This window comes from Paenibacillus sp. GXUN7292, assembly GCF_050864975.1.
Lineage (GTDB): Bacteria > Bacillota > Bacilli > Paenibacillales > Paenibacillaceae > Pristimantibacillus.
Window position 1 is genome coordinate 1 of the sequence record NZ_JBOZWO010000030.1, and the last position, 14,929, is coordinate 14,929.

The following is a 14,929-nucleotide window of genomic DNA, read 5'->3' on the forward strand; positions in this document are numbered from 1 at the left end:
TGATGGCAAGTTAGGTCACCGATAGGTGATTTTGTTCTTAATGATAAGAATTTATAAGTTTTTCTATAAACTTGTTCTTATCATTCATCGGTAAACACGCCTTTCCAAAGACGGCGGAGACGTTTATCTTCGTTCTATTTGCTATTTAAATTGAGTCTGCGTTCACTATGTTAAGAGTCAGTACATAAAATTGCCATCAATAAGCAATGCTAAGAGAGTATTCTTGTACAGAAGGGAGCATTGTTCATGGGCAGCAAACTACAATCTGGGCGTAAAACGCTTCGCAGAAAAAAGCAAATGCCGCTTATTGCAAAGCATGAGCAAGAGCAGGAGCAAGAGTATGCAGGTGTTCCTTTATTCGATTCTATTACTAAAAACCAAGAAAAAATAAAACAGGATTTGGGCGACAGCCGTGACGTATCGATACGGAAGCTTATATTAAATGACGCTGCACAGAACGAGTTCCTTATCGTTTATATCGACGGCATAGTAAGCGATGAAAGTATAAATAAATTTATCGTCGAGCCGTTGCAAATTTACGCTAATGAGGATAATAGTGAAAAAATTACGCCAGACTTGCTGCGAAACCGCTTGGTTGCGATTAGCTCAGTCGAGCTAATCAGCGATTGGGGTATTTTTTATCGTTATTTATTTTTATGCGGCTGCATGGTCTTTATTAACGGCTTTGACACTGCTTTATTCGCAAAGGTACCCGGAGGCGAAGGTAGAGGCATAGAAGAGCCTAAAACTGAAATGACGATTCGAGGCCCGAAGGAAGGCTTTACGGAATCCCTTTATACGAATATGGCTCTAATAAGAAAAAAATTGCGCAGCCCAAAGCTTTGGTCTGAGATGTGGACAATCGGCAAGCTGAGCCAAACGCCTGTCAGCATGGTTTATATCAAAGGACTTGCAGATGAAAAAGTGATGCAAACATTGCGAGAACGGCTGGAAGCAATTGATATAGACGGCGTGCTGGAAACAAACTATATAGAAGAATTAATTACAGATCAGAAGTGGACCTTGTTTCCTACGATTATTAACAATGAGCGGCCGGATGTAATTGCAGGGATGCTGCTAGAGGGAAGAATTGTCATTATGGTCGATGGCTCTCCATTTGCCTTAATTATGCCAGTTTCACTAAATTCCTTCTTCCAAGCAGCGGAAGATTATTACCAGCGCTTTGATATCGCCACATTTTTACGTTTGCTGCGCTTTATTTCTTTTTTTCTTGCTTTGCTGATGCCATCCATTTATGTAGCCATTGTCAGCTATCATCAAGAAATGATTCCAACCCCTTTGCTGCTCAAGCTGGCTGCCCAGCGCGAAGGTGTTCCGTTTCCTGCATACCTGGAAGCATTTTTAATGGAGTTCGTATTTGAAATATTGCGCGAGGCTGTACTACGCATGCCGATAGCCGCAGGCAATACGGTATCCATAGTGGGCGGTTTGGTTATCGGACAATCCATTGTCGAAGCCGGTATTGTATCGCCGGCAGTCGTAATTGTCGTATCTTTCACAGCAATTACAAGCTTTGTTTCTCCGGCTTATAACTTAGGGATTGCGGCTAGATTGCTGCGGTTTCTGCTGCTGCTGGCTGCTTCTACACTCGGCTTTTATGGAATTAGTCTCATTCTGCTGCTTCTTCTTCTGCATTTAAGTCATTTGCGTTCGATCGGCATGCCTTACTTGAAGCCATTTGCTCCATTTCTAGCAAGTGACTGGAAGGATTCTATAATTAGAGCCCCGTTATGGAAAATGAAGCTGCGCCCGCAATTGCTTGCAGGAAATAACCGGCAGCGAGAGCAGGTTCAACAGCCGGAGGAGGAGCAGTCTAATGATCAGACGTAAAAGCAGACTGCTTGCGGTCTTCATGATGGGGGCGCTGATCAGCTCTATGCTGACGCTTGCCGGCTGCTGGGATTTGCGGTATTTGGACAAGCTCGGTGTCGTGATGGCGCTTGGAATCGATGAAGATCCGTCTGGGCAGCATTTGCTGCAGGTTACCGCCCAGGTAGTATTAACGCAGAACGCATCGGCTGATACAAAAGTTGTTTCTAGCGGGCCTCCAGTCACCATATTTACAGAAACCGGGGATACTTTATTTGAAGCCATCCGGAAAATGTCGAGCAAAACATCGAGACGTTTATTTTTCTCTCACACCCAGATGCTTATTATTAGTGAAGGCATTGCAAAGAAAGGCATATATCCGCTGCTGGATCTGATTGAACGCAATCCGGATATACGAGGAGATATATCCGTTGCAATCATTCAAAGCGCCTCAGCCAAAGACCTGCTGGATATGACGATGCAATTAGAGTCAATCCCTGCAAATCAGCTGTATCAATCCATTTTAGTCAATGAGTTTTCCTATGGGAGCAATCATCATGTTACCGTACAGGACATTATTCGTGTAGCGGGTAGGGGCAAGGAGCAGGTAGCTGTTCCGGCCATTAGAATCATAGGGAACAAGGAAAACAAAAGTAAAGAAGATAATATAACGCCCATTCAGCCAGAGTCCTATCCGACTGTTGCTTCGATGGCTGTGTTCAGAAATGGGAAGCTGGCAGGTTATTTGACTCCAACAGAATCAAGGGGCTACGGCTGGTTGAAAAATAAAATTGTAAGTACAGTTGTCAAGCTGCAATGCCCGAACGAAAAGAGAAATCTGATGGTTGAAATTCAAAAATCGATATCGGCTGTGAAAAGCAAAATTGATGATAAAGGCATGCCAGTCATTAAAGTAAGGATAGATATAATGGCCAGTATACGAGAAGTAATGTGCTCGTCTCTATCCGTTACAGATGAAGCCGTACTGAAGCAGATAAGCGACCAGACCAGCAAGGCTATAGAAGAGGAGATTGAAGCCACTGTCCGGACCTTGCAAAAACGATTAAAGTCTGACGTGCTTGGTTGGGGAACGCTTATATACAGAGAACGTCCTAGCCTTTGGAAAAAAATTAATCAAGAGTGGCCAAATCTGTTTTCCAATATAGAATATGAAATTGTGTGCAAAACGATTATTAAAGGCGCCGGTGTAAGAGATGATGCCGTATTGGAGTGACTGCTGATGACGAGCTGCATAATCGCAATAGTGCTGACTATTATAATCAGCATCTTCTATATTTCTTTTTTATCCAAGAAGAAGCAGTATAAGGAATTGACTTTCTCTCTGCTGCTTTTAGCAATCGCCACTTATTTGTATGTGGGAATGCGGTTAAAGTTGACGGTGCCCAATCCTATTAGCTGGATAGAAATAGCGATTACGCCGCTCGTTAAACTAATGAATTTTTAGATTGGAGGTGTTACATAATGAGTCAATTAACAGATATAAATAACACAAAAATATCAGCCAGCCAGCTAGCCAAGCTGTTATATTTGTATTCCATTGGAAGTGCTGTGCTTATCGTTCCCACTATGGTCACAATCGTTGCGAAGCAGGATGCGTGGATTACGATGCTGCTTGTTATTCCTTTGCAAATTTTGGTACCCTTGCTTTACATCTATTTATCAGAGCGTTTTCCGAATCTTTCAATTGCCCAGTATTCTGAAAAATTATTAGGCTGGTTTGGCGGCAAGCTGATTACGGCTTTGTTTGTCTTTTATTTTCTTATGCTAAGCTCATTTGTGTTAAATAACATCTCAGAATTTCTTAATTTGTCTGTACTGCCGATTACGCCTCCTTTGTTTATCAATGTAACGTTTATGCTTGTAGTGTTGTATGGCGTGTTCCTAGGCATTGAAACAATCGCCAGATTAGGCGAGATCATTTATTTCTGGACCATTGCAGTTATTATTGTCGTGGTGCTTGCGTTATACAACCAATTTAATATACACCGTTTTGAGCCGTTATTGTATGAGGGCTGGCTGCCGATTCTTAGAGGAATGAAAGTCTTGATGGGGTTTCCTGTTGCAGAATATGTTTTTATGACATTATTGCTGCCTATGGTTAAGGAGGAAGACCGGCCTAAGCTAAAAAAGAGTATGGTTTGGTCTGTCATAGCGATTGCTGCAACAGGTCTCATCCTTGTGCTGCTTCTGCAAGGAGTGCTTGGCATTTTTGAAACAAGCCGCAGTCAGTTCGCCATATTTGATATGGCCAAAAATATTAATATTGAAGAAATTGTAGTCAGGGTAGAGGTGCTGGTAGCGCTAGTATGGATTGGCTCATCCTTTATGAAGCTGGTCGTATGCGTATATGTGTTATGCTTGTTAACCTCCAAGCTGTTTAAGCTTAGCAATTACAGACCTATTATTTTGCCATATATCGCCGTTATAATACCGCTCTCGATGACGCTTTACCGCAATATTGGACATGCCAAACACTTTTCCCTCAATATATGGGGGCCTTATAGTATTCTGCAAGGAATTGTTATACCGCTTCTCTTGTTTGCAATAGCTGTCATGTTCCATAGAAAGCATCAGTATGATAGTAATGGAGGAGGAGAGAAATTGGCGCAGAAGCTGGAGGAGTGAATGATAATCGAAAGGCAGAGGATAACAGGCATCATAGACGAAGGTGGAAGGTTTTGTTATAATTGTGGGGTAAATTGCATGCGCGGATTCGCTCCGCGGCAAATCATATGACGGAGGCGATTGTATGGACACCTACATGAACAATTACATCGTCGTCGCAGTTTTTATCGTAATGGGAATATTGCTTCCTGTAGTTGCACTTACCGCAGGCCGCTTGCTTAGACCGCATCGTCCTACGCAATCGAAGCAGACTACGTACGAAAGCGGCAATGAGCCGGTAGGCGAAGGCCAGGTTCGATTCAACATCCGTTATTATTTGTTCGCACTTATGTTTGTCATCTTTGAGGTCGAAACCGTTTTCTTATATCCTTGGGCCGTAGCATATCAGAAGCTCGGTCTTTTTGTGCTGTTCGAAATGATCATTTTTGCAGGGATGCTGTTAATAGGGCTTCTATATGCCTGGAAGAAGAAGGTGTTGAAATGGAATTGAATCTGGAGTCTATTTCATTAGAGGATCGCCGGGAGCTGGAGCGAAATGTTTTTTGGGGAACGCTGGAGCAGCTGAAGGGGTGGGCAAGAAGCAATTCGTTATGGCCGCTAACTTTTGGACTGGCCTGCTGTGCGATTGAAATGATGGGTACAGGAGCTTCACATTACGATCTGGACCGATTCGGCGTTATGTTCCGAACCTCCCCTAGGCAATCCGATGTAATGATTGTATCTGGTACTGTAACGAAAAAGATGGGGCCGCTGCTGCGCCGCTTGTACGATCAGATGCCAGAGCCGAAGTGGGTTATCGCTATGGGCTCTTGCGCAACTGCAGGCGGTCCGTATGTCCATTCCTATGCGGTCATTAAAGGCGTTGATCAGATTGTGCCGGTGGATGTGTATATTCCCGGCTGTCCGCCAAGCCCGGTTGCATTAATATACGGAATAAACAAGCTGCAAGAGAAAATTCGTATAGAGTCGCGGCCGGGGAAGAAGGTGACCGGATAATGAGGGAGCAGGAAGAGCTGAGCAAAGTATCTGATTTATTGTCCGAGGCTTTGCCGGCAGGGGCTGTCAAAGCTGCTTATTTGAATGAGCTGAGCGGTCAGATGCCCACGCTGGAGCTCGCGGCAGACAGCTGGCTGGATGCTGCCAGGCTTCTAAAGCATCATGATGCGCTCGGATATCATTATCTTCGCAATATATCCGGTGTGGATTACGAAGAACATATGGAGGCTGTCTATCATTTGTTGTCGATGCAGTCTGGACAGACGCTTGCGATTAAAGTGTCCGTATCACGGGAGGAGCCCAGCCTTCCATCTGTATCCGCTGTTTGGTCAGCAGCTAATTGGAACGAAAGGGAAATATATGATTTGCTCGGCATACAATTTAGAGAGCATCCAGATTTGCGCCGAATTATGATGCCTGATGATTGGGTTGGTTATCCGCTTCGCAAAGATTATAAGCCGCTTGATTCGGAGGTGTAGCAGCCTGTGATACGGACGGAAGAGCTGTTGCTTAATGTCGGTCCGCAGCATCCCAGCACACATGGCGTATTTCGAATAATCGTCAAGCTTGACGGAGAGGTCATCACAGAGGCGACGCCTGTTATGGGGTATTTGCATAGAGGGACAGAAAAGATTGCAGAAAGCTTGAATTATACACAAATTATTCCTTATACAGATCGCATGGATTATGTATCAGCCATGACGAATAACTATGTTCTGGTTCATACCGTAGAAACGATGATGGGGCTGGAGATTCCATTGCGCGCTGAATTTATGCGGCTTATCGTAATGGAGCTGCAGCGGGTCGCCAGCCATTTGGTATGGTGGGGCACTTATTTGCTTGATATGGGAGCGATGAGTCCGTTTCTATATGCTTTTCGCGATAGAGAAATGATCATCAATATGTTCAATGAGCTGTGCGGCTCCAGGCTTACTTATAATTACATGAGAGTTGGCGGCGTGAAGTGGGATGCTCCGCCCGGCTGGATTGACAAGGTGCGCGATTTTGTTCCATATATGGAGAAAAAGCTGGACGAATATGACCGGCTTGTTAGCGGCAATGAGGTATTTCTGGCGCGAATTAAAGGAATCGGCCAATATGACGCCGCAACAGCGATTGATTACGGGCTGTCGGGCGCAAACCTAAGATGCACGGGCGTAGATTGGGATTTGCGCAAGGCTGAGCCTTACTGCTTGTATGATCGGTTTGAATTTGACGTTCCGCTTGGCCGCAATGGAGATTGCTACGACCGTTACCGCATACGGCTCGAAGAAATCAAGCAAAGCCTGCGCATATTGCGACAGGCATTGGAGCAGTTTCCTGAGGATGGGCCAACGATGGGAAAAGTTCCGCGTGTTATAAGGCCGCCGGAAGGGGAAGCGTATGTGCGCATAGAGTCCCCGCGCGGCGAAATTGGCTGCCATATTGTATCGAAGGGCAAGGCAGAGCCGTACCGCTTGAAGTTCAGAAGGCCGTCCTTTATTAATTTGCAGCTGCTGCCCAAGCTGCTTATTGGCGAGACGATGACTAATCTTATTACGATTCTCGGAGGCATTGATATCGTGGTTGGGGAGGTCGACTGCTAATGGGAGATCTGCTGGACGAAGCGATGACTTGGGGCAATGCAGCTATTATTTTTTTATGGGTTGTCGTATTTCTGTTACTTGTGTTAGGCTTCGTTACATACGCTATTTATTTCGAGAGAAAAGTAATCGGCTGGATGCAGCTGCGTAAGGGGCCGAGCCGGGTAGGACCGCTTGGGCTATTGCAAACGGTCGCTGATATAGCCAAGCTGCTGATGAAGGAGGATGTTATTCCGAGGAAGGCAGATCGGCTGCTTTTTATATTGGCGCCTGTTCTTGCTTATATTCCCGCGTTCTCCGTACTGGCTGTGATTCCCTATACACAAAACCTGTATTTTGCAGATTTGAATGTAGGCTTGCTGTATTATGTAGCGTTGTCGGGAATTACGACACTGTCTATGATTATAGGCGGCTGGGCTTCCAATAATAAATATGCGCTGCTAGGCGGCATGCGGTCCGCCGCTCAAATGATAAGCTATGAAGTGCCGCTTGTCATATCTGTTACAGGCGTCATCATGCTGAGCGGCAGCTTGAATCTGAGAGAAATCGTTGCAGCGCAGGGCGGGGGCTGGTTTTGGAATTGGCATTTGCTGCCCCAGATTATCGGCTTTTGCGTATTTTTTATAGCTGCGCTGTCCGAGCTCAATCGTACGCCATTTGATTTGCCTGAAGCGGAATCGGAGCTTGTAGCAGGCTATCATGTCGAATACAGCGGCTTTCGCTTTGCATTCTTTATGCTCGCCGAGTATGTCTATGTGTACGCGATAGCAGCGCTGACTACGGTGCTTTTCCTTGGAGGCTGGCATGCTCCTGCGCCGTTTTTAACATTTATCCCGCCTATTCTATGGTTTCTTTTGAAGTTTCTCTTTATCGTCTTCTCATTGTTTTGGATACGGGCTACGTTCCCGCGTGTCCGGGTCGATCAATTGATGAGCCTGGCATGGAAGGTGCTGCTGCCGCTTGCGCTGCTAAATGTACTGGTAACGGCTGTTTATATGGAATTATGGGTGAAATAGGGATAAAGGAGGAGAGACAATGAATGGCTGGATGAAGGGGCTTGGCGTTACGTTCAAATCTATGACCTCATCAAAAGTTACGACGTCCTATCCCGATGTACCTTTTGAAATGCCGGACCGCTTTCGCGGTATTCAGCATTTTATACCCGAGCTGTGCATCGTATGCAATCAGTGTGCGCGCATTTGCCCTACCGATTGCATTACACTGACAGGCAAGGCTAACCCTGACCCGGAGAAACGGGGCAAAGTTATTGACACATTTGATATTAATTTTGAAATTTGTATTTTATGCGATTTATGCACCGAGGTATGTCCGACTGAAGCTATTGTTATGACGAACCACTTTGAGCTGGCTGCATACAGCCGTGATGAGCTGTACAAGGATGCGCAGTGGCTGTCTGACAACAATACGCTAGTGCGCCAGGATAATAATAATATTGGCGCGCCTAGCAAAGGAGGCGCCAAATAATTGTTTAATATAGCCAATACGGGAGAGCTGTTCGTATTTTTTCTCTTTTCGGTCATGACAATAGGCGGCGCAGTGCTTATGCTCAGCTTAAATAAGGTTGTTCATATGGTGCTTTCCATGTCGGCTGCTTTTATCGGGCTTGCAGGCATATTTATATTGCTGGATGCTGAGTTTGTGGCGTTTGTACAGGTGCTTATTTATGTAGGAGCTATATCCATTCTGATGATATTTGGAATGATGATGACCAATCACAAGCAGGACAGCGAAATACAGCCCAAGGTGCTATACGAGGTATTATGCGCAGTTGGCGCGCTATGCTTGTTTGGCCTATTGTTTTTTGTGATCCGCACGACAGAGCTGCCTGAGCCTGCTGTGGCCCATTATGAAGGAGATCAGACCTTCTCCATCGGGCAGCTGATTTATACCGGTTATGTTATTCCGTTCGAGCTGCTGTCTGTTTTGCTTACAGTTGCTTTTATCGGTGCCATTGCAATTGCCAAGAAGGAGGCGGATGAGTAAATGCTATCCTCCTATTTGACGCTTGCTGCCATATTATTTTGTATCGGCTTATATGGCGCCCTGGTACGGCGCAACGCAATAATCGTGTTGCTGTCCATTGAGCTTATGCTGGGCGCGGCTAATCTTAATTTAATCGCCTTTTCCAAGTATGGGGTTATCCCCTCCTTAACGGGACATATTTATTCCTTGTTCACTATAACAATCGGTGCGGCGGAAGCCGCAGTTGCTATCGCTATCGTAATTGCGCTGTTTCGGGCGCGAGGAACCGTACAGGTTGATGAATTCAATGCGATGAGGAGGTAAAGCGGATGACAGAAACATACTCCCAATCAGCTTGGCTAATTCCGCTGTTTCCACTCGTAGCTTTTCTAGCCTTGATGGCGCTCGGCAAAAATAATAGAGCGGCGGGGGTGCTCGTCGGAACAACGGCATCCTTGCTTTCTTTTCTATTATCCTTGCTAGTGCTAGTTGAGCGCCTTAAGCCAAACGCGACTGAATACAGCTATGATATCAGCTGGCTGTCAGTGGGGCAGTATTCGCTGCGAATCGGTTTTGAAGTAACGAATTTTATAGCTATGATGCTGGTCATGGTATCTTTGGTAAGTCTGCTGGTACATATATATTCTGCAGCCTATATGAAGCGTGACGAGCGCATAACGGTGTTTTACAGTTATTTGTCGCTATTCGTTTTTGCAATGCTCGGCCTTGTATTGTCTGATAATCTGCTGACACTTTATATTTTCTGGGAAATTGTCGGCGTAAGCTCATTTTTGCTTATTGGCTTTTGGTTTGCCCGACCGGCTGCCAAGGCTGCAGCAAAAAAAGCGTTTATTGTAACTAGAGTTGGCGATGTCGGGCTGCTGCTCGCGATCTTGCTGCTGTTCTGGTATATGCCGGACCACTCGCTCAGCTTTACGATGCTGCAAAGCGTGTTTGAAGGGCAGACGGGCACGATTACGACGAGTGTGGCAACGGCTGCGGCACTATTGATTTTTTTGGGCGCGATCGGCAAATCAGGCCAGTTTCCGCTTCATATTTGGCTGCCGGATGCAATGGAAGGGCCAACGCCGATAAGCGCATTGATTCATGCTGCCACTATGGTTGCGGCAGGCGTCTTTTTAGTAGCAAGAACGTTTGATATATTCGAGGCTTCGGCTATCGCAATGCAGACGGTTGCTTATGTTGGCGGCTTTACGATGCTCTTCGCAGCCGCAGTCGCGCTTGGCCAGAAGGACTTGAAGCGAATTTTGGCCTACTCTACGATTAGCCAGCTTGGACTTATGATGATGGCGCTGGGTCTAGGCGCGCTTACAAGCGGCGTGTTTCATTTGCTCACACATGCCTTTTTCAAGGCATTGTTATTTTTAGGAGCGGGCTGCATTATTCAATATGCCGGCACTGGTAATATTTTCGAGATGGGCGGACTTGGGCGTAAAATGCGGCTGACAGCCTGGGCTTTTGCTGCAGGAGCGCTGGCTCTGTCAGGCATTCCGCCATTTTCAGGCTTTTGGTCGAAGGATGCTATTATGGCGGAAGCTTGGCAGAGAGAGCCGCTGTTGTTTTTTGCAGGCATTATCGCAGCTATGCTAACAGCGCTTTATATGACCCGATTATTTGTAATGGTGTTTATGGGCGAGGAAGCGGCAGGCCTACGGCATGACGATCCGGCCAAGCCTTCAGGTGCAATGACGATTCCTTTGGTTGTGCTGGCTGCTATAACGCTGGCTATTGGTTTTGTTGAGACGCCTTGGAAGGGCTGGTTAGGGGAATGGCTGAGTTTGGGCGATTCAGCAGCTGCTCATGGGGGAGGGGCATTCCCGTATATCGCTTTTCTAAGCTCTATATTAGCAGGGTTGGCAGGGATATATTTAGGCATCAAAATGTATGGCGGCAAAAAAACAGCGCCGACTTCTCCGTTTGGCCGCGTTTTAGAAAACGGGCTGTATATAAATGAATTTTATCAATATGTGATCGTGAAGCCGTATCGCGGCGTAGGCAATGCCCTCCTGCTTTTTGATAAAGGCATCATTGGCGGAATTGTGCAGCTGTTTGGCTCTTTCGCTCATGCAGCTGCCAGATGGATTTCAGCCCTGCAGAGAGGGCAGGTTCAGGCTTATGTTCTGACAGGCTTGATCGGCGCAATAATTATTGCTGTAATTATGATCGGAAAGGGGCTGTTGTCGTAATGGAGCTTCAGCAATTTCCGGTATTATCGATTTTGTTGCTACTGCCCTTGCTGGGACTTGTCGTTGTGCTTGCTATTCCCAGTCGAAGCACAAAATGGCTGCGCATAGGCGCTGTAGCTGCTGCTATGCTGCCGCTGGCTTTATCGATATGGCTTTATGTGGATTATGATAAAGTACAGGGCCATTTTGATTATAGAGAGCAGGTCGATTGGGTGTCTGTTCCACTCAATACAGAGGTGCTCTCGGAAGTTGGCGAAGCTGAATTTTCATTCCAGTATGCGGTTGGCATCGATGGCATGTCGCTGTCGCTGCTTCTTCTGACAACAATAGTTACCGCGATGGCAGGACTGGCTGCGGTGCAGATCAAAAAGCGCCGTAAAGCCTTTTATGCTTGGTTTTTTATATTGGAATTCGCCATGCTTGGTGTGTTTATGGCGCAGGATTTATTTTTATTTTTTATCTTTTTTGAAATTACGTTGGTCGCCGCTTACTTTTTAATTGGCATTTGGGGCTTCTTCAATCGCGAGAAAGCTGCCAACCAGTTTTTAATTTATAACGGCATAGGCTCTGCTGTAATGCTGGTTGCTTTTGTTATTTTAGTGAACACGGCCGGTTTTCGCATAGAGGATGCAAACGGTGTGCTTCACATGGTATACAGCGGCAGCTACAGCACGATTATACAGCAGCTGTCTGATCCGGCAGCCTGGGCAAATATGTCGCCTGTTCAGGCAGGCGGAATCAATCCCTTTTACTTGACCGATGGCATGAAATGGACGATGTTTACGCTGCTGCTTATTGCTTTCGCTATTAAGCTGCCTGTTTTCCCATTCCACACCTGGATGCTGAAGGTGCATAAAGAAGCGCCGCATCCCGTTGTTATGATCCATTCGGCTATTTTGCTCAAAATGGGCGCCTACGGCTTGCTCCGCTATGGCGTATTATTGTTCCCCGAGCAGGCAAAGGCCGGTGCGCTGACACTTGCTATTCTCGGTCTTGTCAATTTGCTGTATGGCGCATGGCTTGCCTTTAGGCAGCAGGATTTCAAGCTGGTTCTAGCCTATTCATCGGTCAGCCATATGGGAATCGTGCTGCTTGGCATCGCTGCTATGAACGAGATTGGCATGCAGGGAGCCATTGTGCAAATGGTATCGCACGGGCTTATTTCCGCCCTGCTGTTTCTCATTGTAGGCACGTTGTATGAGCGTACGGAAACGACGGAGCTGAGCAAGCTGGGTGGGCTCGCGCGCAGCATGCCATTCATGAGCGGCATGCTGCTGGTGGCCGGCCTTGCCTTGGCAGGCATACCGGGCTTGTCGGGCTTTATAGGCGAGCTGCTGGCTTTGCTTGGCGTCATGGAGAGCATGAAGCCGGTAGCTATAATCGGCGCTGCAGGCTTGGTTCTCACGGCTGTCTACGTGATGCGCAGTGTTCTCCGCATCACTTACGGCAAGCAGCCAGAGTGGCTTGCCGCCAAAAAGGATGTGCGGCTCATTGAAGCGCTGCCGATGATAATACTGCTTTCATTCATTGTATTGCTTGGCTGCTATCCATCCGTATTGACGGATAAGCTTGATTTTAGCGCTACAGCTTATATACAGCATCTATTAGCGCTGCGGACAGGAGGGTAAGGAGATGAAAGATGGACAATTGCCAGTACCGCTGAGCTGGTCGGATCTCTATTATCTAGCTCCTGAGCTGATCGTCAGCGCCATGTTTATTTTACTAGTCGCAGTTGATTTGCTATTGCCCTCCCGCAGTGGAAGAAGGATGATAGGCTGGTTGGCGCTAGCCGGGCTTGGTTCTGCTATCGGCGTTATCATTTACGACCTTTCAAAGCGCTTTTCAAGCTCTGAAACGGCGCAGTCAATCGAGCTGCTCGGCGCGACCTACCGGGTTGATGATTTCGGCGAGTGGATGAAGCTGATTATTTTACTAGCAGTTATGCTAATCCTTTTATTGGGAATCGGATCGTATCGGCAGGAGCAATATATTACAGCTAGGGGCGAGTATTTTTATATGCTGCTGCCTGCCGCGCTAGGTGCGATGATGCTGGTCTCGTCCGGCAATCTGATTACCCTTTATGTTGCTCTTGAGCTGCTCGGCATATCGAGCTATGTTTTGATCGGATTGCGCAGGAAGCATGCTCTGGCCGCGGAGGCTGCCTTTAAGTATGTAGTAACAGGCAGCATCGCTTCAGCCTTTATCTTGTTCGGCCTGTCTTATCTATATGGCGTAACGGGCTCTGTCGAGCTGCTGGCGATGCAAGAAGCGATGCCAATGGCTCTGCAGCAATACGAGGCGTTCGTGTATACGGGCTTTGCGTTTATGCTTATAGGGATCTTTATTAAGGTTGCTGCCGCTCCGTTCCATGCATGGGCACCGGATGTGTATCAGGGAGCATCGACGCCTGTAGCTGCTTTTCTGTCAGTCGTAGCGAAAGCGGCTGTGCTTGGGTTTGCATTGCGTATATTGTACGCTGTGCTGCTTCGGGCAAGCTATGGGTTATCCTCAACTGCAGAGCAGGATTTATTCAAAATCGTACTTATTATTGCAGCCATTGCGATGCTCGTTGGAACAATCGGCGCGCTGCGACAATGGAATGTGAAGCGGCTGTTAGCTTATTCTGGCGTTGCCAATGCAGGTATTCTGCTCGTTCCGATCGGCATCTCCATTTCGCTGGTCCATAGCAATAATTTGAACGAGTTCATATTTTATCTGGTTGCTTACATGCTGATGAATGTGGGCGCATTCGCTGTATTGACTGTAGTGAGCGAAGCGGCAGGCCATAACGAGCTGCGGGGCTTCGCCGGTATGTACTATAGAGCTCCATGGACTGCCGTTGCGATGATTTTAATCATATTATCCCTTGCAGGCTTGCCTGTTTCCGGAGGATTTTTTGGAAAGCTGTTTATTTTATTAGGAGCAGCCAGTGTGAAAGCTTATTGGCTATTGGCCATTATGGTGCTGAGCAGCGTAATATCTTACTATGTGTATTTTGGCATCATCCGGCAAATGTTTATGCGCAGCGCAGGAGCAACCGAACAGCAAGCTGCTGAAAAACATAGCGGGCGAGAAAGTGTCCAAGCAGATGGCCGTATTCATATTCCAGTCACGACAGGCATCGTTATATGGTTCTGTGCAGCGGGCAGCTTGCTGCTTGGTTTGTTCCCTGGGGCATTGATGGCGATTATTGATCCTATCGTGCAAATATATTTTGATCTTAGAGTAAATATGTAGCAGCACCCCGAAAAAATATAAGCGGCATAATCAATTAAAAGTGCTAAATATCACTTCGCTTGGCTGCGTCTTGTTTTATGATAAAGACATAGAACAGATGAGGGAGCGATTCACATGACTGAAGCTACAGTAACTTATGGTTTATTGCAATATTGTTACAATTGTCCGGATGCTATGAATTGCTGGAATGAAGAGATTTGCCAGAAATGCTGGGAAGAAACTGGAGCGGTGCTTGCTCCGCCTGCAAATAAGGAAAACAAAATAAAAGAAGGCGCTGTTGATGCAACGACAGCAGAGCAGCTTCGCCGCTATTGGATTGATTAACTTGGCTTTGCATATTTATAGAAGCTGAACGCTAGAGGAAATTCTTTCTCATGCGTTCAGCTTTTTTGCTGTCATATGGGTGCTAAATGCTCTAGTTATTCCAGTTAGGTCTTAAGACTCATT

Annotated in this window: 16 protein-coding genes; all 16 read left to right on the forward strand. The window is 46.5% G+C overall.

Annotated elements, in window-relative coordinates; translation table 11 throughout:
• The first annotated feature begins 246 nt into the window (after nt 1-246).
• The 16 genes from ACRRU2_RS20710 (at nt 247) to ACRRU2_RS20785 (ending at nt 14,806) form a co-directional block, all read left to right on the forward strand.
• Nucleotides 247-1,851 (forward strand): spore germination protein, encoded by a 1,605-nt coding sequence (locus tag ACRRU2_RS20710; RefSeq protein WP_432504647.1) that lies wholly within the window; start codon nt 247-249, stop codon nt 1,849-1,851.
• On the forward strand, nt 1,838-3,064 hold the full coding sequence (locus ACRRU2_RS20715) for a Ger(x)C family spore germination protein (RefSeq protein WP_432504649.1): 1,227 nt from the start codon (nt 1,838-1,840) through the stop codon (nt 3,062-3,064). The genes ACRRU2_RS20710 and ACRRU2_RS20715 overlap by 14 nt, the downstream gene beginning before the upstream one ends.
• A gap of 6 nt (nt 3,065-3,070) precedes the next feature.
• The gene (locus ACRRU2_RS20720) at nt 3,071-3,295 is read left to right on the forward strand and encodes a hypothetical protein (RefSeq protein WP_432504651.1); all 225 of its coding nucleotides are present in this window, start codon (nt 3,071-3,073) and stop codon (nt 3,293-3,295) included.
• A gap of 17 nt (nt 3,296-3,312) precedes the next feature.
• Nucleotides 3,313-4,476, forward strand: a complete 1,164-nt coding sequence (locus ACRRU2_RS20725) for a GerAB/ArcD/ProY family transporter (RefSeq protein WP_432504653.1) — start codon at nt 3,313-3,315, stop codon at nt 4,474-4,476.
• A 124-nt stretch (nt 4,477-4,600) separates the two neighbouring features.
• A complete protein-coding gene (locus tag ACRRU2_RS20730) occupies nt 4,601-4,966 on the forward strand; it encodes an NADH-quinone oxidoreductase subunit A (RefSeq protein WP_331697766.1) in 366 nt (121 codons plus the stop codon).
• A complete protein-coding gene (locus tag ACRRU2_RS20735; protein WP_331697765.1) occupies nt 4,957-5,472 on the forward strand; it encodes a NuoB/complex I 20 kDa subunit family protein in 516 nt (171 codons plus the stop codon). The genes ACRRU2_RS20730 and ACRRU2_RS20735 overlap by 10 nt, the downstream gene beginning before the upstream one ends.
• Nucleotides 5,472-5,951 (forward strand): NADH-quinone oxidoreductase subunit C, encoded by a 480-nt coding sequence (locus ACRRU2_RS20740; protein WP_331697764.1) that lies wholly within the window; start codon nt 5,472-5,474, stop codon nt 5,949-5,951. Before ACRRU2_RS20735 ends, ACRRU2_RS20740 begins: the two co-directional genes overlap by 1 nt.
• A gap of 6 nt (nt 5,952-5,957) precedes the next feature.
• Entirely contained in the window at nt 5,958-7,058 is a 1,101-nt protein-coding gene (locus tag ACRRU2_RS20745; protein WP_331697763.1) for an NADH-quinone oxidoreductase subunit D, read from the forward strand.
• Nucleotides 7,058-8,071, forward strand: coding sequence for an NADH-quinone oxidoreductase subunit NuoH (gene nuoH / locus ACRRU2_RS20750; RefSeq protein ID WP_432504656.1), 1,014 nt, complete (start codon nt 7,058-7,060; stop codon nt 8,069-8,071). The genes ACRRU2_RS20745 and nuoH overlap by 1 nt, the downstream gene beginning before the upstream one ends.
• Nucleotides 8,072-8,090: 19 nt before the next feature.
• Nucleotides 8,091-8,540, forward strand: a complete 450-nt coding sequence (gene nuoI, locus ACRRU2_RS20755) for an NADH-quinone oxidoreductase subunit NuoI (RefSeq protein ID WP_331697761.1) — start codon at nt 8,091-8,093, stop codon at nt 8,538-8,540.
• The gene (locus ACRRU2_RS20760) at nt 8,541-9,059 is read left to right on the forward strand and encodes an NADH-quinone oxidoreductase subunit J (protein ID WP_331697760.1); all 519 of its coding nucleotides are present in this window, start codon (nt 8,541-8,543) and stop codon (nt 9,057-9,059) included.
• Complete coding sequence (gene nuoK, locus ACRRU2_RS20765; protein WP_432504658.1) at nt 9,060-9,362, forward strand: NADH-quinone oxidoreductase subunit NuoK; 303 nt, start codon at nt 9,060-9,062, stop codon at nt 9,360-9,362. It abuts the gene before it with no gap.
• Between the two features lie 5 nt (nt 9,363-9,367).
• Nucleotides 9,368-11,245 carry an NADH-quinone oxidoreductase subunit L gene (gene nuoL, locus ACRRU2_RS20770; protein ID WP_432504660.1) on the forward strand — a complete coding sequence of 626 codons (1,878 nt, stop codon included), beginning with the start codon at nt 9,368-9,370 and terminating at the stop codon, nt 11,243-11,245.
• On the forward strand, nt 11,245-12,873 hold the full coding sequence (locus tag ACRRU2_RS20775; RefSeq protein ID WP_432504662.1) for a complex I subunit 4 family protein: 1,629 nt from the start codon (nt 11,245-11,247) through the stop codon (nt 12,871-12,873). The genes nuoL and ACRRU2_RS20775 overlap by 1 nt, the downstream gene beginning before the upstream one ends.
• 4 nt (nt 12,874-12,877) lie before the next feature.
• A complete protein-coding gene (locus ACRRU2_RS20780; RefSeq protein WP_432504664.1) occupies nt 12,878-14,482 on the forward strand; it encodes an NADH-quinone oxidoreductase subunit N in 1,605 nt (534 codons plus the stop codon).
• 114 nt (nt 14,483-14,596) lie between these two features.
• Nucleotides 14,597-14,806, forward strand: a complete 210-nt coding sequence (locus ACRRU2_RS20785; protein WP_432504666.1) for a hypothetical protein — start codon at nt 14,597-14,599, stop codon at nt 14,804-14,806.
• The last annotated feature ends 123 nt before the right edge of the window (nt 14,807-14,929 follow it).

Coding starts and splice junctions, on each gene's coding strand:
- ACRRU2_RS20710 (WP_432504647.1), top strand. CDS start 247: ATGGGCAGCAAACTACAATCTGGGCGTAAAACGCTTCGCAGAAAAAAG.
- ACRRU2_RS20715 (WP_432504649.1), top strand. CDS start 1,838: ATGATCAGACGTAAAAGCAGACTGCTTGCGGTCTTCATGATGGGGGCG.
- ACRRU2_RS20720 (WP_432504651.1), top strand. CDS start 3,071: ATGACGAGCTGCATAATCGCAATAGTGCTGACTATTATAATCAGCATC.
- ACRRU2_RS20725 (WP_432504653.1), top strand. CDS start 3,313: ATGAGTCAATTAACAGATATAAATAACACAAAAATATCAGCCAGCCAG.
- ACRRU2_RS20730 (WP_331697766.1), top strand. CDS start 4,601: ATGGACACCTACATGAACAATTACATCGTCGTCGCAGTTTTTATCGTA.
- ACRRU2_RS20735 (WP_331697765.1), top strand. CDS start 4,957: ATGGAATTGAATCTGGAGTCTATTTCATTAGAGGATCGCCGGGAGCTG.
- ACRRU2_RS20740 (WP_331697764.1), top strand. CDS start 5,472: ATGAGGGAGCAGGAAGAGCTGAGCAAAGTATCTGATTTATTGTCCGAG.
- nuoH (WP_432504656.1), top strand. CDS start 7,058: ATGGGAGATCTGCTGGACGAAGCGATGACTTGGGGCAATGCAGCTATT.
- nuoI (WP_331697761.1), top strand. CDS start 8,091: ATGAATGGCTGGATGAAGGGGCTTGGCGTTACGTTCAAATCTATGACC.
- nuoK (WP_432504658.1), top strand. CDS start 9,060: ATGCTATCCTCCTATTTGACGCTTGCTGCCATATTATTTTGTATCGGC.
- nuoL (WP_432504660.1), top strand. CDS start 9,368: ATGACAGAAACATACTCCCAATCAGCTTGGCTAATTCCGCTGTTTCCA.
- ACRRU2_RS20775 (WP_432504662.1), top strand. CDS start 11,245: ATGGAGCTTCAGCAATTTCCGGTATTATCGATTTTGTTGCTACTGCCC.
- ACRRU2_RS20780 (WP_432504664.1), top strand. CDS start 12,878: ATGAAAGATGGACAATTGCCAGTACCGCTGAGCTGGTCGGATCTCTAT.
- ACRRU2_RS20785 (WP_432504666.1), top strand. CDS start 14,597: ATGACTGAAGCTACAGTAACTTATGGTTTATTGCAATATTGTTACAAT.